The sequence below is a fragment of the Ralstonia sp. NFACC01 genome (assembly GCF_900115545.1).
Taxonomy (GTDB): Bacteria; Pseudomonadota; Gammaproteobacteria; order Burkholderiales; family Burkholderiaceae; genus Ralstonia; species Ralstonia mojiangensis.
In genome coordinates this window covers 95493-116943 of the sequence record NZ_FOWV01000009.1, presented here as the reverse complement: position 1 = coordinate 116943, position 21451 = coordinate 95493, and the positions used below count along the sequence as shown (strand labels likewise).

Annotated in this window: 15 protein-coding genes and 1 pseudogene; 9 read left to right on the top strand and 7 right to left on the bottom strand. The window is 62.9% G+C overall.

The window, feature by feature from the left end:
• Positions 1 to 84 precede the first annotated feature (84 nt).
• From BM136_RS21165 to tssJ, 7 genes and pseudogenes are all read right to left on the bottom strand, one after another.
• Entirely contained in the window at positions 85 to 795 is a 711-nt protein-coding gene (locus BM136_RS21165) for a hypothetical protein (protein ID WP_092975345.1), read from the bottom strand.
• 57 nt (positions 796 to 852) lie between these two features.
• On the bottom strand, positions 853 to 1629 hold the full coding sequence (locus tag BM136_RS21160; RefSeq protein WP_092975342.1) for a hypothetical protein: 777 nt from the start codon (positions 1627 to 1629) through the stop codon (positions 853 to 855).
• Positions 1630 to 2033: 404 nt separating this feature from the next.
• Entirely contained in the window at positions 2034 to 2525 is a 492-nt protein-coding gene (locus BM136_RS25235) for a hypothetical protein (protein WP_139219389.1), read from the bottom strand.
• Between the two features lie 838 nt (positions 2526 to 3363).
• Positions 3364 to 5853, bottom strand: a pseudogene (locus BM136_RS21155) (type VI secretion system Vgr family protein); the annotation flags it as partial.
• Positions 5854 to 5923: 70 nt separating this feature from the next.
• Positions 5924 to 6709, bottom strand: coding sequence for a type IVB secretion system protein IcmH/DotU (icmH, locus tag BM136_RS21150; protein ID WP_092975336.1), 786 nt, complete (start codon positions 6707 to 6709; stop codon positions 5924 to 5926).
• Entirely contained in the window at positions 6706 to 8052 is a 1347-nt protein-coding gene (tssK, locus tag BM136_RS21145; RefSeq protein WP_024978983.1) for a type VI secretion system baseplate subunit TssK, read from the bottom strand. The genes icmH and tssK overlap by 4 nt, the downstream gene beginning before the upstream one ends.
• A gap of 15 nt (positions 8053 to 8067) precedes the next feature.
• Entirely contained in the window at positions 8068 to 8661 is a 594-nt protein-coding gene (gene tssJ, locus BM136_RS21140; RefSeq protein ID WP_254775731.1) for a type VI secretion system lipoprotein TssJ, read from the bottom strand.
• Between the two features lie 437 nt (positions 8662 to 9098).
• Between tssJ and BM136_RS21135 the strand changes: the two genes are divergently transcribed.
• From BM136_RS21135 to BM136_RS21095, 9 genes are all read left to right on the top strand, one after another.
• Entirely contained in the window at positions 9099 to 9731 is a 633-nt protein-coding gene (locus BM136_RS21135; protein ID WP_092975583.1) for an outer membrane protein assembly factor BamD, read from the top strand.
• Positions 9732 to 9765: 34 nt separating this feature from the next.
• Positions 9766 to 10278 (top strand): type VI secretion system contractile sheath small subunit, encoded by a 513-nt coding sequence (gene tssB / locus BM136_RS21130; protein ID WP_009241817.1) that lies wholly within the window; start codon positions 9766 to 9768, stop codon positions 10276 to 10278.
• Positions 10271 to 11755 carry a type VI secretion system contractile sheath large subunit gene (tssC, locus tag BM136_RS21125; RefSeq protein ID WP_024978980.1) on the top strand — a complete coding sequence of 495 codons (1485 nt, stop codon included), beginning with the start codon at positions 10271 to 10273 and terminating at the stop codon, positions 11753 to 11755. The genes tssB and tssC overlap by 8 nt, the downstream gene beginning before the upstream one ends.
• A gap of 105 nt (positions 11756 to 11860) precedes the next feature.
• Positions 11861 to 12364 carry an Hcp family type VI secretion system effector gene (locus tag BM136_RS21120; RefSeq protein WP_009241815.1) on the top strand — a complete coding sequence of 168 codons (504 nt, stop codon included), beginning with the start codon at positions 11861 to 11863 and terminating at the stop codon, positions 12362 to 12364.
• 68 nt (positions 12365 to 12432) lie between these two features.
• On the top strand, positions 12433 to 12906 hold the full coding sequence (tssE, locus tag BM136_RS21115; protein WP_024978979.1) for a type VI secretion system baseplate subunit TssE: 474 nt from the start codon (positions 12433 to 12435) through the stop codon (positions 12904 to 12906).
• A 79-nt stretch (positions 12907 to 12985) separates the two neighbouring features.
• Positions 12986 to 14836, top strand: a complete 1851-nt coding sequence (gene tssF, locus BM136_RS21110) for a type VI secretion system baseplate subunit TssF (RefSeq protein ID WP_092975333.1) — start codon at positions 12986 to 12988, stop codon at positions 14834 to 14836.
• Positions 14800 to 15891 carry a type VI secretion system baseplate subunit TssG gene (gene tssG / locus BM136_RS21105; RefSeq protein WP_092975330.1) on the top strand — a complete coding sequence of 364 codons (1092 nt, stop codon included), beginning with the start codon at positions 14800 to 14802 and terminating at the stop codon, positions 15889 to 15891. Before tssF ends, tssG begins: the two co-directional genes overlap by 37 nt.
• 39 nt (positions 15892 to 15930) lie before the next feature.
• Complete coding sequence (gene tssH, locus BM136_RS21100; protein WP_092975327.1) at positions 15931 to 18654, top strand: type VI secretion system ATPase TssH; 2724 nt, start codon at positions 15931 to 15933, stop codon at positions 18652 to 18654.
• Between the two features lie 21 nt (positions 18655 to 18675).
• Entirely contained in the window at positions 18676 to 21435 is a 2760-nt protein-coding gene (locus tag BM136_RS21095) for a type VI secretion system Vgr family protein (RefSeq protein ID WP_092975324.1), read from the top strand.
• Positions 21436 to 21451: the final 16 nt, after the last annotated feature.

Genomic DNA, 21451 nt, shown 5'->3' with positions numbered 1-21451 from the left:
TCATTGCGTCTGCTGCGGACCTGAAAACCTTGGCCGACTGGCGGTTTCCCAGAAGCCCAGTCGGGTATCAACTGCCGGCGCCGCTCAACTTTCGGCGGTGACGTTCAACGATTGCAGCCACGCCCCGAGCTGCACCTCGCCCTCCTCATCCAACTGCCCCGACAACACGCCATACCACTCAACGACCCCCTCGGCCGGCAGGGTGGCCTTGAGAATGGGCAGGCTGTTCTCCAGAAAGCCCGGAAAAAACGGGATGCCGCGCATGTACAGGAAGTGCGAATCGGTGATGCGAACGTGCGCGTAGACATCGCGCAGCCAATCCAGATACGGCAATGCCTCGGCCACGTGCCCGCTCTGCGTGAGCGACGAGATGAACTGCGTGCGAGCCGTGACGCTGGACATTTCGTGCGTTTGCTCGTTGATCTCGTCGAACTTCATCAACCAGGCTTCGCCGCGCTTGAGTTCGCCGCACATGACGGAGGTCGTCGCTAGCTGCAGCGCGTTGTGTGCGCTGGGTTCCTGTTCGAACAGCGCAAGCCAGTAAGGAAACGCCTCGGCATAACGGCGCATGTCCGAATAGGCGAGTGCGCATAGGCGGTTGGCGTCGGCGTGGCGACTCGCGTAGGGTGCTGCCGCGGTGATGGCTGCTTCGTACTGGCCTTGTTGGTAGGCCTCCAAGGCAGGGGCGAGTTGGGGGGCGACGTCGGGCGAAGGGTCGTCGCCCTTCGGCGATTGGGGCGGGTTGGGGACGCGGTCGTTGGCGTTTCGGCCGAATAGTTTTTTCAGTAAGCCCATGGTGTCTTCTCGTTGTTCGTCAGTTTGACCACGCACTCTGTAGAGCGAGTAGCCAGCCTAGACATCCGCATACTGCTGGCACATAAACTTGGCGCCGAGCATGTCTGCAATCTCACCGAACGCCGAAGTGAGCGCGTTCACGTGCTGTGCCTCATTGGCGAAGGGCAATTCGTATCGGGCGATGCGTCCGCGAGCATCTGATGAGCGATCGTTACGGGAAGCTCGGAATTCAAATGTGATGTCGTATCCGCCGCCGCCGCGGGCCGGATAAATGACCGTGCATATCACTTTCGCCACAGCGCGATGCCGAAAGCGGAAGCTGTCGTTTCCGCATTTGAAGCCCACCCATGCCTTGTCGTGCGAACGGAATACCACGAGCACATCGTTCGGCGGCAACTGTCGCAGACCGTCCGCCGCTTCGCTTGCGGAAACCATTGAGGTGCCTGCGTCGCCATGGTCTTGTTCCACGACCTCGTGTTGGGCGACCATTCTTAGCAACAGGTCATAGATGAGCCGTGTTGCAGCTTGGCGACCGCTCTCTTCGCCGTACACGATTAGCTGGCGAAAGCGTGCTCTAGCACCAGTCTTCTCCGGCATCGGGACGTCGGCGCTCTCTACAGCGGTCCCAGCCCGTTCATTCTCAGGATTGGCTTTGCTTCGACGGTCCAGCACGGCGCTCAACCAGATGAGAAGAGCCGTTTGCGGCACCAGTACGGCGATCATCACGGCAATCAGGGCACCGAGTCCCGCGAGGAGGCCGTGCTTAGGTGCGACGTGCGATGCAGCTTGCGCCCCGGCGTAGACAGGAAGGGTCAGATAGAGAAGCCAAAACATCTATGACCTGCTCAGTTGCCGAGAACGAATTTAACGTGCTGGATTCGCTAGGGCACACGATGGAAGTGCCGAATGCGATGTGGCCACGGACGCGAGTCGGTCGATGTTGCGGGACCGTGTGCGATGTTAGTGCGAAGTACCGGGGCTGATCACTGTATCGCCGCGCTTAAGGGCGTTCTCGATCAAACGTTTGTTCAGTTCTACACGATTTTTCTTGCGTTCGCGGGAAACGTGCGAATTGATCATTCTCATTCAGCAAGCTGGAACGCCCTGTCAACAGGACGTCCGATTCAGGGTCGTAATATCTCTGCCACTTACCACGCAGGAACTGAGCGATCGTTTGTTCCACCAGGGTCTGCGCCTCAGCGTTCGTCTTTATGCTCTTATCGTTAAGTAGAAGGGAGCTACCTGGCAGGGCAAACGCCATGTTCAATTGCGGGATCAACCACTTTTAACTTTCCGTTGGGTTGACGCATCAAGCAAAAATTTGCGCCGTAGACGAAGCCCGCGTCGGCGTCGTACGGAACAAGGCCGATTCCATACAGCACGCCGGGCTGGAGCTTTTTGGGTTCCGTCAGAATATTGGCGCCCGCGATAGCCTGGCCATAGGTGAGGCACTCGCCGCGCTTCAGATAAAGCGGTTTCGAGGATTCCGGAACCTCGACCTGCCAGTATGACTCACTTCCAAAAGACCCCGTTGCATGAGAAACGCCGACGAAATGGATCCGAACAGGTTGATTTCCATTCTCATCAGCCGCCGCAAGACATACGACGGGCGAGTCACCTGTTTGTTTAATTGCGAGCCCGATCGAACCCTTCGAAGTAGCGAAGCTACACGACGAAATGAAGAAAAAAGAGAGGAGTCCGGCAGCTTTATTTCGGAAGATTCGATGCATTGTCTGGATCTTTCAAAAGAGGGTCAAGCACCTGCCTTAGTTGGTTTGGTGTACCAACATTTCCGGCGTGAATGACGGCTCCATAGTCTTTCAATATACAGAGGGCAAAATAGTCTGAAACCAGGTTGCCCTGCTGCTCCATGTTGTAGTCGCTAAAAACCTGGTTCGGCTCAATCTGATAACGGTAGGCGCTGTTCCCTCGAATGGTCACTGTCAAGCCATGCAAGCGGACAGAGTATCCTTTTTGGTACTGCCAAACATGCGTCATTTCGTGCATGAACCACGCGCGGTTCATGTTTACGGTACGTTTCTGCTTCTCATTTGGGTCTTGAGAGAAATCCTCGACGAAATCTTCATCCCGGAAGTACATGTTTCCATTCGGGGTGACCGCGGTATCTTTACTTTGCAAGTCAAACCAGAAGTAACTACCCCGATGAACTCGTACTCGACTGTAATCCACGCTGTCTTTGAATACGGTTTTGGCCATCTCGATTTCACCTTCCGTCAAGGGGCGCTCGTCACCCTTTACCGTAACCTTCTTAACGGAGGAGCCGACCTCTGTGTCGTTGGTTTTTACGCCGGACAAATCAACCTTCAATTCTTCCGGTGGATTCGTGTTGGTTATTCCGCAACAATCGACGTGTTGTGTGGGAGTCAACGTAGCTGTTTGAATGGGAACTGGTCGGTCAGTGGCAATGCGTTGCGTTTTACCACCATCATCGGTGACGCCAGAAACTGTAGTCCCATCCTGCAGCTGGAGTTTGTAGCTGACATTCGAAAGTACATCGCCTCGCTGATTAACAAACTGGATCTGTTCGTCATAAACCGCAATAGGTCCGAGCAACCCCACAGGCAACGCCGGCAACGCCGCCGCCTGCCCCCCAGGCCCCTCAAACGGATGCCCAGCCCCCTTCACCGACAGCAACCCAGATGTCTCAAACGTCACCGCATTCCCTTCCAGCCGGATCAACGAATCCCCGCCGTGCAGCACGATGTTCTGCTGCGCGAGGATCTCGACTGAATCGGCGGACGAGGTCACGGTAACCGCCTTGTCTGCCAGCACGGCCAGCGCATCGGTATGCGCCTGGATCGACACCGGCCCGCCTTCGGCAATCACGCGCACACCATTGCGTTGAGCAAATAGGCTCACGCCTTTGGCCGCCGCCGCTGCGATGACATTGCCTGCCGCGAGGTGCCAGTCAGCCTGCGCGGTGCCGTGCAAATGCCGCCCCGCGTAGACGGTGGTCGTGGCTTGCGAGGTGAGCGCGATGGTGGATGGCGATTCCGTCACCAGCAGCGGCTGGCCAAATTTGTCGACTGGCTGCTGAGAGTCCTGGCCGTTGACGTTGCTGGGGTACTTGCCGTCCTGCGCAGGGTCGAGCGCTTTGTCAATCGGCTCGAAGGCTTCGTTGGCGGCCAGCGGCAGCGCTTGCTGGCTGGAGGCCGCGTCGGACAAGCGCTGTGCAGTCTGCTGCGCGGCGGTGAGTTGCCCGCGCGCTTCATGGGCGTCGAGCAGCGTGCCGGCGGCTTGCGCGCGCGCGGTGGTCGAGAGCAGCAGGCCCGCGCCCGCGCGCACCACGGCCCAGGCATCGGTGCGCAGTTCGGCGCCAGTGCCGCGCCAGCTGCCGCGGTCTCCGCCTGTGGCGCCGTGCGAGGTGACATAGCCGAGGTTCAGCTGGCTGTTGGCGGTGGAGCTGGCCAGGCGGGTGCGCAACTGGCCGGGATGATCGTCGACGACCCACTGGTTGTAGCCATCGCCGCCGAGGCCCTGCGAATGCCAGCCGGAAAGGGCTTGCCCAAGCGGCGCATCGGCAGGGGCCCAGGGCAGGGCGTCCTGCGTGTTGTGCAGCTGCATGGCGATCATCGGACGATCGATATCGCCGTCGATAAACGTCAGCAGGACCTGCGTGCCGGCGCGCGGCAGGTGATTGCCGCCCCAGTTCGGGCCCGCGCTGGCGCTGGCCACACGCACCCAGGCGGTGACCTGCGTGCGGTCGCTGCTGGACGGGTCGGAAAACGCATTGGCCTCCGGCGCGCGCAGCCACGGAAAACGCACGCGCACGCGGTGGTCGCGGTCGGTGGTAAGCGGCGCGCCGTCATCGGCGATGACCACGGCGGCCTGGCCCTCAGGCGCCGTCGGGCGACGGCGATAGGGCGGCACGATGGGCGCCTCTGCCGGCACAGCGACGAAACGATTGCGGTAGCTGCCCGATTCGATCTCGGTGGTGGAGAGCAAACGCGCGATGTCGGCGCCGAGGTTGTTGGCGGCTTCGTGCTCGACCTGCAGCGTGACGAACGCGCTGTGCTTGCTGTCGAAATGCTGTGTGAGCGTAAAGCGTTGGCCAGCGCCCAATTGGCGCACGCTGCCTTGCCCCTCGTAGCGCAGGTATGCGCCTTCGTGCGCCTGCATGCGCAGTTGCGCGGCGCGGCTGGCCTCTTGCGTATTCGTATATTGATACGAGCCCGAGGCCTCAAAACGCTCCAGCGTCGGCAGTTCGCCACCGGGTTCGCTGGCGCTGGCTTGGGCGCTGGTGGCGGCCAAGGCCTTGTAGTCCCACGAGGCGAGCGTCACTGCGTTGGTGCCGACGCTGTGCGCGTTTGACAGGCGCTCGATCGCGTCGTCGCTTTCGGTGGCGTCAACGCGGTGGAAGCGGATCTCCGGCTGCGGGCAGGCGGGCCGTTGCGCATCGTTGTCGAAGATGACGACAGTGTGACGTGACTGCGCGCTGCCTTGCTGTTGCTTGTCGTCGCTTTGCTCGTGTTCAATGCGGAACGACAGGCCTTCCTCGGCCAGCAGGCGCATCACGAAGGCGTAGTCGGTCTCTCGGTATTGGCAGCAGATCGAGCGCTTGGTACACGGCTGTGTGGCGGCAATCTTGTAATGCGCGGTGGGATATTCGCTGAAAACCTCTTCGATGATCTCCAGCGCGGTCTTGTCCTGATAGACGAAGCAATCGCTGCGCGTGCGCAGCCGATCCAGCCACGGCACGACGCGCAGGCGGTAGCGCGCGAGACCGCCGTCGCCACCAAGCGATGCGCAGTCGGCCACGTAACCGTGCCACGCGCGCCGCTTGCCGTCGGCTTGCACCAGGCGCAGCGTGACTTCCTGCGAAGCCAGCTTGGCGGTATCCAGATGCGCCGATGGGCTCAGGCAATCGATATGCAGGACGAACGAGGCCGACACCGCTTCGGTGGCGGTAAAGCGCTCCACGACCAGGTTGTCGGAAGCGAGCGCCGTCTCAAGCGTGATCTGGCGGGTCTGCTGCCCGAGCAGCGCGCCCAGGACGGCTTGTGGCACGGCGGCCGGCAGGTTGGACAAAGGCTTCATCGGAACAGCGTCGCGCTGGGGTTCGTGTTGCGGTTCAGCAGGAGGATGGGCACGCGGCCCATCGTGGCCATCACGGCAGCGAAATCGTCAGGTGCGAAAAGCGCGGCCCGAGCTTGATGACCTGCGAATAGCCTTCCAGCGTTTCGTTGGTCTTGGTGCTTAGCGTGTGCGACAGGCCGAGGAAGCCCAGCAGCCCGATCAGCGCAAACACGGCGCCGAAAATCCACAGCGGCGTTTCACGCTTGAGCATGTGCGCGACCTTGTCGGGCAGCGGCCAGTGCGGGGCAAACGCGGCGCGCTTGCCCTTGATGGCGGAAATTTCGTCGCCCAGGCGTGCGGTCAGGTAAGCCAGTTTCTCCGGGCCTTCGAGGATGTACTTGCCGCGAAAGCCCAGCAGCAGGCACATGTGAAAGACTTCCAGCGCCTGCAGGCGCGGCGCACCGTGTGCACGCAGCTCTTCAAGCTTGACGAAGAAGGTCTCGCCGGCGAGCTGTTCGCCAAACAGCACGAGCTGCAGCGGGCGGCGCTCCCAGGCCGGGCGGATCGCAAAGTTGGACGACAGGATGGTTTCGTCCACGGCGGCGCAGAACGCGTACTTGGCGTCGAACACGTCTTCGGCCGACACGTTCAGGCGCTTGGCGCCGCGGTCGAAATCGTCGAGGAAGGCACGTACGCGCGAGAGGAAATCTTCTGCGCTGGTCGGCTGCTGGGCATTGCGCAACTGGAACAGCATGAAGAAACCGTCGTACAGCAAGTCGAGCAGCGTGCGCGCGTGCGTGTTGGATTCACGTGCATCCGCCGCAGCGGTTGCCGGTGCCGAGCCGCCAAACAGCGAAGGGGTGGAGGTAGCGCTCATGAAGTCACCGCGATCAATTCAAGTTTGAGTTCCCGGATACCGGCCGGGGCATAGATGGTGAGGGTCTGCGCCTGCAGCATGCGTTCGTACAGCATGCCCCGCGCTTCAACGGCGAAGTAGCACGCGCCCGGGCGCACCGGAATGGCGGGGGGCACCTGCGGCGTGTAGGTGAGCGGCACGCCGGGCATGGACGACAGCACGAGCTTTTCCACGTCGTCTGGGGCGCCGACCTTGAAGCGCGCCGGAATTGCTTCCACCAGTTCGGCTGCGGGCATGTCTGCCGACACCGACAGGTAGAAGCTGGTCTGGTCGTCGATCTTGCCGGAGTCGATGCGGCCGAGGTGGAACGACGGGCGCGTCTCTTCCAGGGCAATCGCAAAGTAGCGCGTGGAGATGACGGTATCGAGCAGCTCGCGCACGATCGTGTCGAGCTTGGCAAACACCGGGCCCGGATTGTCGTGATCGTAGGCGGGTAGGTCGGCCAGCGTGTAGCTCTTGGTGAACGTCATGAGCGCGCCGGCCAGGCGCAGCATTTCCTGGAAGAGCCGCTCAGGGTGCAGGTCGGGGTGGTGATACAGATGCGACAGCGCCGCAAAGGCCGCATTGGCCGTATGCAGCAGCCAGAAGGATGCAATGTCGCCGGAGCGGAATTCGATGATGTTCTTGGTCGGCTCGCGGTGGAAGCCGTACAGCGCGTTGACCTTGGCCTGCAGCGCGTCGAGCAGGCGGCGCAGGCGCTGATACAGCACGGCCGAGGCGTTGATCGCCATGCTGGGCGCGACAAAGCTCTCGTCCAGCTCAAAGCCGCCGGTGCCGGTACGCCGCACACGCACCACGGGCAGCGAGATGAACTGCTCGCGCGGCTCCGTTTCGGCAATCAGCTTGACCGACTTCTTCAGATACGTAATAGCGGCGGGTTCGGCCTCCGTATACAGGTCGGCCGTTTCCTCTTCCGTGCCGACAAAGCGTGACACAGATGCGCCCTCGATCTGCTCGCGATAGTTGCCGCCGTTGTCTTGCAGCGGATACAGCGCGATATGGAAGGTCAGCTCCGACACGCCAGCCGGAATGGCGTCGAGCACCAACGGCGGCGGAAGCGCGTCGGCCTGTGGAGCGAAGTACAACTCGCCGTCGGGAAAGAACAGCGACAGCTCAATCACGCGCAGCACGCCGCTGGCCAGCGCATCGGTATCGAAGCGCGCATGGCGGATGCCCCATCCGTACGGCTGGATGACTTGCGCGGTCGCGTGCAGGCGCGATTCGTGATACGCGTCCTGACGCTGGAAGTGCTGCGGACGCAGGAACAGCCCTTCGCCCCAGAGAATCTTTGCGGAGTAACTCACGTTGGCCCTTGTTGTTCAGCTACCGCACACCGCGGGGGAGAGCAGGTTCAGATCAGTCAGCGGCGTGGTGCCGGCGGGGGTGGTCAGCGTGCCGGACGTGACCGTCATGGCACAGGCGTGCAGCCCGATCACGATGCCCGACTTCTCGTTCTTCTCGGTGTTGAAAGCAAACTTCCAGCGCTGTGACGCGGGGCTGCGGAACAGCGCCACGATGCCCAGCGTGGTTGCTTCGCGCGAGACCTTCTCGGTGAAGTCGTAGCGCTGGCCTGGGATCAGCGTCATCTCGCGCACGTTGACCAGATCGGCGCCCAGCGTTTGCTTCTCACGCGCCGGGTCGATGAAGGTGTCATACGGCGCCTGCAGGAAGCTGGTCGGGTCTTTCAATGAATACAGGCGCACCACTACCGCTACCGGACGGCGGTCGTTGGCGGCGTTCAGGTTATTGCCCGCCGTCATCTTGAGCGGCACTTCGCGCGGCGGCTTCTGTGCATCGGGCAGGTTCGACGATTTGAGCCCCATCGCTTCCAGCGCACCGTTGGCCGCGCCGGCCAGCACGCTCGCACCGGTGGAGCAGGCGGCCAACGCCACCACGGTGGCGCTTACCAGCATCAGCTTGAGCGCCCCTGCGAGACGGTGCTTCAGAGAGTGCTTCAGAAGGCGGCCGCAGCCCGGCTGCCTTGCCGCTTGCCCCCAAGCAGCATCGAATTTCATCATCTTCATGCCTGATTTCTGAATTACTTAATTCTCTTTGTTTGACTGCTGCTGCGCCTGTTCCACTAAAGGGGTGGCGAATTGTTTCGGTTTCTTAATAAAGTAAATCGAAAGAATGTTTCGGTTTCTTAATAATCGGAGATTGTTGCCGGATGTGGCGCTAAGGTACTGAATACAAAGGATGTTTCGGTTCCTTAATAATCCGTTTTTGGTTGTCAACGGCAACGAGCGGAGTGTACTATTTCGCGCCAGTCGAGACCAACAATTAACTCGTCAATTCCGGCGAATTTGATTGGGTATCGACACACCGCTTTGAAACTTTGAAGAGTCTCGCCGTGGCCAAATCCTCGTCTACTTCCGTTCTCCGTTCCTTCATCGTGCTGGCTGCTGCCACCGCGCTCTTTGCGGGTTGTGCGACCAATAACCCCGGACCCCAAACCGACGAGGCCTTCGGCAAGAGCATGTCGGAGGCGGAAGCTGCGGCCAAGGGTGGCCAGCAGGACAAGGCCATTGATCTGTACCAGCAGATCGCCAAGCAGAACCCGACCCGTGACGAGCCATGGGTGCGCATCGCGCAGATCCAGTTCGGCGCAGAGAAATACCCCCAGGCCATCCTGGCTGCAGAAGAAGCCCTGCAGCGTGACAACGCTGATCGCCAGGCCAAGAGCATCCTGGCGGTGAGCGGCCTGCGCGTGGCGCGCCGTTCGCTGCAGGAGCTGCGTGCCGACAGCGCGCTGGCCGGTGACGTGAAGACCGACGCGCAGGTGCTTGCCAAGATGCTGCGCGACACGCTGGGCGAACAAGTCCTGTTCCCGGGTGAGCAGCCGGTCGCCAAGCAGCCGGTGCGCCGCCCCGCGCGTGTTGTCCGCCGCGCAGCGCCGGCCGCCGAGCATGGCACCACTGCTGCGCCTGCAGCAGCCACCGGTGCTGCCAGCGGCAGCGCAGACCCGTTCGGCGCACTGCGTTAAGCACAGCGCTGGTTCGCATTCCTGGAGGAACGTGATGGCCAAGAAAGAAAGCGTACAGAAGCGTCTGCAGAAGGTGCGTCCGCCGCGTGTGCAATTGACGTATGACGTCGAAATCGGCGACGCAATCGAGACGAAAGAGCTGCCATTCGTGGTGGGCGTGGTGGCTGACCTGTCGGGCCAGTCCGAAGTGCAGCAACCCAAGCTGCGCGACCGCAAGTTCGTCAACATCGACCGCGACAACTTCGACGAAGTGATGAAGGGCGTGGAGCCGCGTGCGGCGTTCCAGGTGCCGAACACACTGACGGAAGACGGCGGCCGTTTTGGCGTCGACCTGAAGTTCCGCTCGCTCGAAGACTTCAGCCCCGAAGCCGTTGTCGAGCAGGTTGAGCCGCTGCGCAAGCTGCTCGAAGCCCGCTCCAAGCTGGCTGACCTGCGCAACAAGATGGCCGGTAACGACAAGCTCGAAGACCTGCTGTCGGAAGTGCTGAAGAACACCGAAAACGCGAAGAAGCTGGGCGCCAAGCAAAACGGGGGCGAGGATGCTTGAGAACCAATCCGCTGCGCAGGGCGCCTCGGTTGCGGAAGAGGTGAGCCTGCTGGACAGCATCGTAGAGCAAAGCCGCGTCGCCAAGTCCGACTCCGAGCGTGAGCGCGCGAAAGACATCATTGGCGAGCTGGCCAGCCAGGTGCTGAGTGGCACCGTGGTGGTGTCCGACAATCTGTCGGCCACCCTCGATGCACGCGTGGCCGAGCTGGATCGCCTGATCTCGCAGCAACTGAGCGCAATCATGCACGCGCCGGAATTCCAGAAGCTGGAATCCACCTGGCGCGGGTTGAACTATCTGGTCAAGGAAACGAGTACCGGCCAGACGATCAAGATCAAGGCGCTCAACGCGACCAAGCGCGATCTGACGAAGGACTTCAAGACCGCCATCGAGTTTGATCAGAGCGCGCTGTTCAAGAAGGTCTACGAAGAAGAATTCGGCACCTTTGGCGGTGCCCCGTTTGGTGCACTGATTGGCGACTACGAAGTCACGCGTCAGCCTGAAGACATGTACTTCATCGAGCAGATGGCGCACGTGGCAGCGGCATCGCATGCGCCGTTCATTGCGTCGTCATCGCCTGAGCTGCTGGGCCTGGAATCCTTTGCCGACCTGGGCAAGCCGCGTGACCTGGCCAAGGTGTTCGACACGGTCGAATACGCCAAGTGGAAGTCGTTCCGTGACTCGGAAGATTCGCGCTACGTCGGTCTGACCTTGCCGCGTTTCCTGGGCCGTCTGCCGTACAACCCGAAGGACGGCACCGTGGTCGAGAGCTTCAACTTTGTTGAAGACGTGGACGGCACCGATCACAGCAAATACCTGTGGTGCAACGCCGCCTGGGCGTTCGGCGCACGCTTGACTGCGGCGTTTGACGACTTCGGCTGGTGTGCTGCCATCCGCGGTGTGGAAGGTGGCGGCCTGGTCGAAGACCTGCCGACGCACACCTTCAAGACAGACGACGGCGAAATCGCACTCAAGTGCCCGACCGAGATCGCCATCACCGACCGCCGCGAGAAGGAGTTGAGCGACCTCGGCTTCATCCCGCTCGTGCATTGCAAGAACACGGACTACGCCGCGTTCTTCGCCGCACAGTCGGCGCAGAAGGCCAAGAAGTATGACTCCGACAGTGCAAACGCCAATGCGGTCCTGTCTGCGCAGCTGCAGTACATCTTCTCGGTATCGCGCGTGGCGCATTACCTGAAAGCGATGATGCGCGACAAGATCGGCAGCTTTGCCTCGGCCAAGAACGTTGAGACGTTCCTGAACCGCTGGATTTCGCAGTACGTGCTGCTGGACGACAACGCCACGCAAGAACAGAAGGCGCAATTCCCGCTGCGCGAGGCGTCGATCCAGGTGGCGGAAGTGCCGGGCAAGCCGGGCACGTACCGTTCGGTGGCGTTCCTGCGGCCGCATTTCCAGCTCGATGAACTGTCGATCTCGCTGCGTTTGGTGGCGGATCTGCCCAAGTCGGCCAACTCGTAATTCCTGACCGGACTCTCCCCGGGGGGGAATGTTCGGGCATAACCACCCGTTACGCTCGTTACCCGTTGCAGTACCAACAACCAATCTATTGAAGAGGGTCTCTGTATGAAGGATATCTACGTCAAGTTCGACAGCCCGGCAATCAAGGGGGAGTCGCAAGACAAGGATCACAAGGACTGGATCGAAATCAACAGCTGGTCGCAGGCCATCAGCCAACCGCGTTCGGCCACGGCTTCGACCGCCGGCGGCCACACGGCTGAGCGTTGCGAGCACCGCGACATGGTCTTCACGAAGGATCTGGACGTCGTCAGCCCGCTGCTGTACCAGCACGCTTCGGGCGGCACGACCTTCGGTGAAGTGACCATCGAATTCTTCCGCGCAGATGGCGAAGGCAACCGCGTGAAGTACCTCGAAGTCAAGCTGAAGAACGCCATCCTGAGCGAAGTCGATTCGCAAGTGGTCGCCCAGGGCATTCCGACCGACACGTTCAGCCTGCGCTACGCCGCTGTGCAGTGGAAGTACACGCAGCAGAAGAGCGCCGGCGGCCAAGGCGGCAACTCGCAAGGCGCCTGGAGCCTCACCAAGAACGACAAGACCTACTCGGTTTAACGTTTGGTGTTCTCCTGATGACAAGAGCCGCAGCCGCCGTGCTGCGGCATCTTGTTTTCTAGCAGCATATGAAAGGCTTCGAACCCAGCCTGCTCGACAAGCTCTTCGACGACGAGCCGCACGCGCCCATGCCCACGGCATTGCGCCAGCTCTCGCTGGAAGAACTCAAGAGCACCGTGGCACGCGATATTGAATCCTTGCTCAACACGCGCATCGTGTTGGAAGAGGACGACTTGCACGGCTTGCCGGAATGCAAGCGGTCGTTGCTCACGTATGGCCTGAACGATTTTTCCGGCCTGAGCCTGGCCAGTTTCTACGACCGCAACTACATCTGCCAGTCGCTCACCAAGGCGATCGAGCGGCACGAGCCGCGTTTGCAGCATGTGAATGTGTCGCTGGAGATCAACGAGCGCGCGACCAACGCCTTGTGCTTTGGGATCAGCGCGGTGCTGCTGGTGGGGCCCGCTCGCGAGCCCGTGAGTTTTGACGCCATGCTGCAACCATCGACGCTGCGGTATTCCGTTTCGCGCGGACGCGGCTGAGATTGCACGGACCTGCACAAACGCACCACCCGCAATACGCTGAAGCACCCGCAGGATCGCCACCGGACCGCCACGAAGAATGGAAGAGCTGCTGCCTTATTACGAACGAGAACTGGCCTTCCTGCGCCGGTACTCGCGCGACTTCGCCGAGCGGTATCCGAAGATCGCCGGCCGCCTTGCCATGTCGGGCGACGGCTGCGACGATCCGCATGTCGAGCGGATGATCGAGTCGTTTGCCTTCCTGACCGCACGCGTCAGCAAGAAGCTCGACGACGACTACCCAGAATTTACCGAGGCGCTGCTGGAGGTGCTGTATCCGCACTACCTGCGGCCCTTTCCATCGTGCTCGGTGGCGCATTTCGATGTGCGCGGCGTGGCTGCGCAACTGAGCGCGCCGGTCACGATTGCGCGCGGCACATTTCTCACCACACGCGTGGTGCGCAAGGTCGAATGCCGTTTCCGCACGGCATACGACGTCACGTTCGCGCCGGTGCGCGTTGCCGGCGCGACGTTCGAGCGCGCAGTGTCGGCGCCGGCGGCCGTGCAATTGCCCAAAGGCGCGACGGGCGCCATTGCCATCACGCTCGAATACGTGGGCGAGCGCGGCGGTTTTGAATCGCTGCCACTGGACAAACTGCGCGTCTATATGGACGGCGAGCCGTCTTTCGTGGCTGCGCTCGGTGACGCGCTGTTCCTGCATACCGCGGCTGGCTATGTTGAAGCTGAACGCGCAGGCGTCTGGAAGCGCCTGATTTCCGTGCCTTTGCACGAAGTCGGTTTTACCGAAGACGAATCCCTGATCGATTGCCCGGCACGCTCGCACCCGGCCTATCGGCTGTTGACCGAGCACTTCAGCTTTGCCGAGAAATTCAACTTCTTCGACATCGACCTGGCTGCATTGCGACGCGGCCTGACGCCGGGCGTGCCGGTGCGCCGTCTGACGCTGCATCTGGTGCTGAAAGACGTGCGCAGCGATTCGCACGCCGCACGCCTGCTCGAGAACCTGCAGCCGGAGCACCTGCGCCTGCATTGCACGCCCGTGGTCAATCTGTTCCAGCAGAAGGCCGACCCGATCCGCATCGAACATACGGCCAGCGCCTACCCAGTGGTGGCCGACAGCCGTCGCGCGCACGGCTTTGACATTTATTCCATCGACAACGTGCAACTGGTGCGCGAGACCGCGGCACACGAAAAGGTCACGGAGTTCCGGCCGTTCTACTCCCTCCATCACGGGGAAGAGCCCGGCCGCGCGGGCCATTATTGGCTGGCACGCCGCAACGAGCTGATTGCGCAGCGCAGCCCGGGTTTCGAAACTGAAATCTCCATCGTCGATACGCAGTTCGACCCCGCCAGCCCGCAGACGGATACGCTGAGCCTGACCGTCACCTGCACGAACCGCGACCTGCCTTCGACGCTGGCGTTCGGGCAGCCCGATGGTGATCTGTCGATGGAAGGCAGCTCCATCGCCCGCAACATCACCTTCCTGCGCAAGCCGACGCCGTCGATGCGGTTTGGCGGCGGACGGGCGGCGCAATGGCGTTTAATCTCGCTGCTGGCGCTCAACCATCTGTCGCTCGTGCAGAACGGTCTGCCGACGTTGAAAGAGATGCTGCGTCTGCACGATCTGCCGCGCAACGCGATCTCGGCACGGCAGATCGAGGGCATCGTTGCCCTGGACTACCAACCGGCGACGCAGTGGCTGGCCGGCAAGCCGTTCGCCACCTTCGTGCGCGGCTTGGAAGTGCGCCTCACGCTGGATGAAGACGCCTTTGTGGGCACCGGCATGCACCGGTTCATCCGTGTGCTGGACCACTTTTTCGGCCTGTACGTCCACATGAACAGCTTTGTGCAGTTGATTGCGGTCTCGCGCCGCAGCGGCAAGGAATTGGTCAAATGCGCACCCCGCAGCGGCGAATCGATCCTGGTGTGATCCGGCGGCTGCTCCAGCAGCCGCACCGGTACCAGTTCTTCCAAGCCGTGCGGTTGCTGGAGCAGCTGTTTGCGCGCGAAGGCGGCATGGCGCCCGAGCAGGCACTGGCCACGCGCCTGAGCTTTCGTAACACGCTGTCGCTCTCGTTTCCGCCCAGCGAACTGCAGCACATCGAGGCCGAGGGCATTACCGCCGAGATGCTCGAAACCGATACCGCGTTCATCGCTGCGCTGGAAGAGGGCGCACTCGATTCGCTGGCGATCACGCCCACGTTCTTCGGCATGCTGGGCGGCCAAGGTGCCTTGCCGCTGCGCTACACCGAAATTGTGGCGGAGCGCGAAAGCCTGTGGCGCGACCGCGCTGCACGTGCGTTCTTCGACATCTTCTCGAACCGGGCAACGGCGCTGTTCTACCTGGCGTGGAAGAAATACCGCCTGCCGTTCCAGTACGAAGTCGACAGCAGCAAGCATTACCTGCCGCTGCTGCTATCGCTGGCGGGTGCGGCTGACAAGACGCTGCGCCGCGATCTTTCCACCACGCCGGGGCCGATCCTCGACGAAGCGCTGGCCGGTTATGCCACGGCGATCCGGCATCGGCCGGTGTCTGCGGCGTACCTGCAGCGTGTGCTGTCGGATTACTTCCAGGCGCCGATGCGGGTGGAGCAGTTCGTCGGCGGGTGGTATCGCGTGCCGGCGTCGCAGTACACGCGGCTGGGCAGCACCAACAACGTGCTGGGCGCCACGGCGCTGGCCGGCGCGCGGGTGTGGCAGCGCGACCTGCGCGTGCGCCTGTGGGTCGGGCCGCTCAAGCGCGCGCAGTACCGCAATTTCCTGCCCGGTGCCTCTGGCGCGCTGGCACTGCGCAAGATGCTGACCATCCTGTGCGGCACCACGCTGGAGTTCGAGATCAAGCTGATCCTGCGCCACCAAGACGTGACCGGCAGCACGCTGGACAACAGCAATGACGGCCGCCTGGGCTGGGACACCTTCCTGTGCTCCCGCCCCGCGCAGCAGGACCGCAGCGATGCGCAGTACACGCTCGCGCCGCTGCATTGATACCGACACATTCATCGATTCTTTCGGAGCGCTGCCGCCATGGCCATCCCACTCAAAACCCTGATCGCCAAGCTGAATGCGACCAGCCGGCAAGCCGCCGAGCGCGCCGCGTCGCTGTGCATGGCGCGCGGCAACTACGAGGTCGATCTCGAACACCTGTTCCTGGCGTTGCTGGAAAACCGCCGCAGTGATTTTGCTGTGGCTGCCCGTGCCAGCGGTATCGACCTAGCGGCGCTGCAGCGTGACCTGGAGGCCGAGATCGGCCGCTTCCAGACCGGCAACACGCGCACGCCGGCGTTCTCGCCGTACCTGCCGAAGCTGTTCGAGCACGGCTGGCTGATTGCCTCGCTCGATTCGCAAATCACGCGCATCCGGTCCGGCCATCTGCTGCTGGCACTGTTGACGGAGCCGAGCCTGTCGGCGCTCGCGCAACGTGGCTCGCGCCTGTTCGGGCAGATTCAGGCAGACCGCCTCAAGCACGATTTCGATCGACTGACCGCCGGTTCAGACGAACAAGTGCAGGCCGTGGACATTGCTGACGACGGCGCAGATGCAGCACAGGGCGAAGGCGGCAAGCCCGCTGCTGCCCTGACGTCCACACCCGCGCTGGACCAGTTCACCGTAGACCTGACCCAGTCCGCGCGCGATGGCCGCATCGACCCCGTGATCGGCCGCGATGCCGAGATCCGCCAGGTGATCGACATCCTGATGCGTCGTCGCCAGAACAACCCGATCCTCACCGGCGAAGCGGGCGTGGGCAAGACCGCTGTGGTGGAAGGCCTCGCCCTGCGCGTCGCCGCCAACGATGTGCCGCCGCCGCTGCAGGGCGTGACGCTGCGCACGCTCGACATGGGGCTTCTGCAGGCAGGCGCCAGCGTCAAAGGCGAATTCGAGAACCGGCTGAAGAACGTGATCGACGAGGTGAAGAAGAGCCCGAAGCCGATCATCCTGTTCATCGACGAGGCGCACACCATCATTGGTGCAGGCGGGCAGGCCGGGCAGAACGATGCAGCCAACCTGCTCAAGCCTGCGCTTGCACGCGGCGAGCTGCGTACGATTGCAGCCACCACGTGGAGCGAATACAAGAAGTACTTCGAAAAAGACGCCGCACTGGCGCGCCGCTTCCAGGTCGTGAAGGTGGAAGAGCCCAGCGAGCCGCTGGCGGCCGCCATGCTGCGCGGCATGGCCGGGCTGATGGAGCGCCATTTCGGCGTGCGCGTGCTGGACGAGGCGATTACCGAGGCCGTGCGCTTGTCGCATCGCTATATCAGCGGCCGCCAGTTGCCGGACAAGGCCGTTAGCGTGCTGGACACGGCGTGCGCCAAGGTGGCGCTGGGCCAGAGCGCCACGCCGGGCGCCATTGAAGACGACCAGAAAACGCTCGAACGCCTGCAAGGCGAGATCAATGCGCTGGAGCGCGAGCAAAGCGCCGGTGCCGAGCACGACGCGCGCCTGAAGGCACTGAGCGAGCAGCGTACGGAGCTGGAGCAACGCGTCGCGCAGAACACCGAACGTCTGGCGCAGGAGCGCGCGCTGGTCGCACGCATTCAGGCGCTGCGCGAGGCGCGCGAAAGCGGTACCGCCCAAGCCGGCGAGGAAGACGCATTGCCCGTGGCCGCCAATAGCGACGTCGTCTCGATCCCCAAGCGCAAGCGCGCTGCCGACAAAACGGACGAACAGGACGAACTGGCCAAGCTGCTCGCCGAGCTGCGCGCGCTGCAGGGCGAATCGCCCATGGTGCCGCTGCAGGTGGATGGTCATGTCGTGTCGGAAATCGTCTCGGCCTGGACGGGCATTCCGCTGGGCCGCATGGTCAAGGACGAACTGCGGACGGTGCTGAACCTCAAGCCGCTGCTGGCCGCCCGCGTTATCGGGCAAGACCACGCGCTGGATGCCATTGCCCAGCGCGTGCGCACCGCCACCGCCAACCTGGAAGACCCGAACAAGCCGCGCGGCGTGTTCCTGTTTGCCGGCCCGTCGGGCGTCGGCAAAACGGAAACAGCGCTGGCACTGGCCGACATTCTCTACGGCGGTGAACGCAAGCTCATCACCATCAACATGAGCGAGTACCAAGAAGCGCACAGCGTGTCGGGCCTTAAGGGCTCGCCGCCGGGCTATGTCGGCTATGGCGAAGGCGGCGTGCTGACCGAAGCCGTGCGTCGCAACCCGTACAGCGTTGTGCTGCTGGATGAAGTGGAGAAGGCCCACCCGGACGTGCTGGAGATGTTCTTCCAGGTATTCGACAAGGGCGAGATGGACGACGCCGAAGGCCGCCCGATCGACTTCCGCAACACCATCATCATCCTCACGTCGAACGTCGGGTCGCAGGCCATCATGCAGGCGTGCCTGAACAAACCTGCCGAGGAACTGCCCGACACCGATGCGCTGGCAGAGCTGCTGCGCCCGACGCTCTACAAGGCGTTCAAGCCCGCATTCCTCGGGCGCATGAAGGTCGTGCCGTATTACCCGATTTCCGACGACGTGCTGGCCGAGATCATCACGCTCAAGCTGGGTCGCATCCGCGATCGCGTGGCCATTAACCACAAGGCGACGTTCCAGTGGGACAGCGCGTTGGTTGAATCCGTGCTCGCACGCTGCACGGAAGTGGATGCCGGCGCCCGCGCGGTTGATCACATCCTCAACGGTACGCTGCTTCCGCAGATTGCCGAGTCGGTGCTGACGCGCATGGCCGAGGGCGACAGCGTCGAGAAGATCAAAGTCGGCGTCGGCAAGAACGGCGAGTTCAAGTACCGCATCAACTAAGTGGCTTCGCTGGAGCACATCATGGTCTCTCCGACCGAGTTGGCAAACCTGCTACGTGCGTCGTTCTCCCAGGCCGACCGGCTGCTGCGGCTGGAAACGCCGTTGGGGCCGAACGCGCTGCTGCCTGAACAGGTGGACGCTGCCGAGCACATCGACGCAGGCGGTTTTCGCCTGGAACTCACGGCGCTGTCTGACAACGCCGACATCGATTCGGCCAAGTTGCTCGGCCAGCCGGTGCGGCTGGACTTGCTGACGCAGCAGAGCCGAAGCGCGCTGCGGCCGTTTCATGGTCACGTGACGCGCTTCGAGCAGGTGGGGGCCAACGGCGGCCTGGTGCGCTATCGGCTGGTGATCGAACCCTGGCTGGCATTCCTGCGCCACCGGCAAGACAGCTTCCTGTTCCAGGACATGTCGGTCATCGAGGTGATCGACAGCCTGTTTGGCGACTACCAGGGCCAAGGCCGCCTCGTGCCCGCATGGCGCTGGGCCTTGCGCGACAGCTCGGTTTACACGCGTCGCAGCGTCATCACGCAATACGACGAAAGCGACTTTGATTTCGTCACGCGCCTGCTGGCCGAAGAAGGGCTCTTCTATTTCTTCGAGCACGAAGCCAAGGACGGCGATGCGCTAGGCGTGCACCGCATGGTCATTGCAGATTCGAATGACGTCTTTGCCGACAACGCACAGGCGAGCATCCGTTTTGGCCGTGCAGATGCCACCGCCACCGAAGACGTGATCGACCGCTGGCAAGGCGCCCGCCGCTGGCAAACGAACGCCGTGTCGATTGCAAGCTGGGACTACCGCACCAACGCCAAGCGCGCCGCGCAGCTCGGCGCGCAGCAGCAAGGTAACGACGGCCCGCAGCTGACGCTGCAAGACACCGATTACCCCGGTCAGTACTGGTTTGAAGACAACAACCAGGCACAGCGCGTCGCGCGGCTGATGATGGAAGCGCTGGAGCTGCGTGACAAGCAGTTCGACGGCGAAGGCACAGCGCGCACGTTGGCGACCGGCACGCGCTTCCAGTTGCTCGATCATTTCGATCACGACGATGGCGAGCAGCGCTTTGCCGTGTTGGCCGTGACGCACCAGGCGCGCAACAACTTCAACGACCGCTTCGGCCAGCTGCTGACCGAAACGCTGGGCGCACTGCGTGGCGGCGATGTGCTGGCCGCCGGCAGCAACCACGGCACGGGCGACGACGCGCCGTTCTATCGCAACCACTTCACCGTCGTGCGCGACAACGTGCCCGTGCGCCCGCAGCAGAGCGACGAGCAAGGCCGTGCGTTGCACCCACGTCCGACCGTCAACGGCAGCCAGACCGCGTTGGTGGTGGGCTCGGAAGGCCCTGTGCATACCGATCGGGACCATCGGATCAAGGTGCAATTCCACTGGCAGCGCGGCGCGCGGTCAGCCAGCCGCCAATCGCATCCGGCCGGCGACGACAACGCGCGTGCCAGCGCAGGTCTTGGCGCATGGGTGCGCGTGACCGTGCCCGTGGCCGGACCGAACTGGGGCGGCGTGGTACTGCCGCGCGTCGGCCAGGAGGTGCTGGTCGAATTCCTGCAAGGCGATATCGATCGGCCCGTCGTGGTGGGCGCGGCCTACAACGGCAGCGGCCAGACTGACGCGCAGTACAACCAGAACCAGGCCGGCGCAGCCGGCGCCACCGGCAACGCGCCGGCGTGGTTTGCCGGCGACAGCAAGAGCCAGGGCGCCTACGCCCACAACGCAGTGCTGTCCGGCATCAAGACGCAGGCGCTAGCCGGCAGCCAGTCGGGCTCGTCGGGTTACAACCAACTCGTCTTTGATGACTCCGAAGGGCAGGCCCGCACGCAGCTCAGCACCACGCAGGCCGCCACGGGCCTCGTGCTTGGCCATCACAAGGAACAGGTCGACAGCGCGCGGCAGGCAGATCTTGGCCACGGGGCCGCGCTGGCCACCGACGACAGCGGCAGCGTGCGCGCCGGCGCCGGCCTGCTACTCACCGCGCACGGTGCCGACGCCGGCGCCGCGCTGCAAGACAGCGAAGCCGCCGCCAGTCAGATCGAAGCCGTGAGCTACCTCGCCGAATCGCTTGCCGACGCAGCGCAGAAGCAGAAGGCCGGCCTGGCCGATGAACCTGCCGCCAAGGAGCTTCCCGCGCTCAAGCAACTGCGCCACACCACCGAAGTGCTGCGCCATGCGGAAAGCGCCGGTGAAGGTGCGCAGGCCGTTGCCTACAGCGAACCGCATCTGCAAGTCTCGGCGCCCAAAGGCATCGTCAGCACGACACCGGCCGATGCAGTGCTGGTGGCCGGCACGCAAGCCACGTTGGTCGCCAAGGAGGACACCAACGTCGCCGCGGGCGGCAATCTCTCAGTGGCGGTGGCCGAGGGGCTGAGCCTCTATGCGCACGGCAAATCGCTCCGGCAAGCCGGGGATGCCACACCGGGCATCGCCATGCATGCCGCAAGCGGCAAGGTCGGGCTTTCGAGCCTCAAGGGCGAGACCCATCTGGTGGCCGAGAAGGCCGTGACGGTCGCCTCCACGCAAGGCAATGTCACTGCGGAGGCGAAGCAGCACGTGCTCGTCAATGCGGCCGGTGCGCAGATCAAGGTGACGAATGGAACGATTGAGCTGCATGCGCCCGGGATGGTGACGTTTAAGGGGGCGGGGCATCGGTTTGTGGGGCCGGGTGGGGCGGGGGGGGATAACAACCTAGCCAGCGGCAATCTGAAGGGCTGTGGCGTGCAGGAAAGTAGCGCTGCCGCCAATGGTGCCGGCTCGGTGTCACGTTGAACCGGCAGGACCAAAG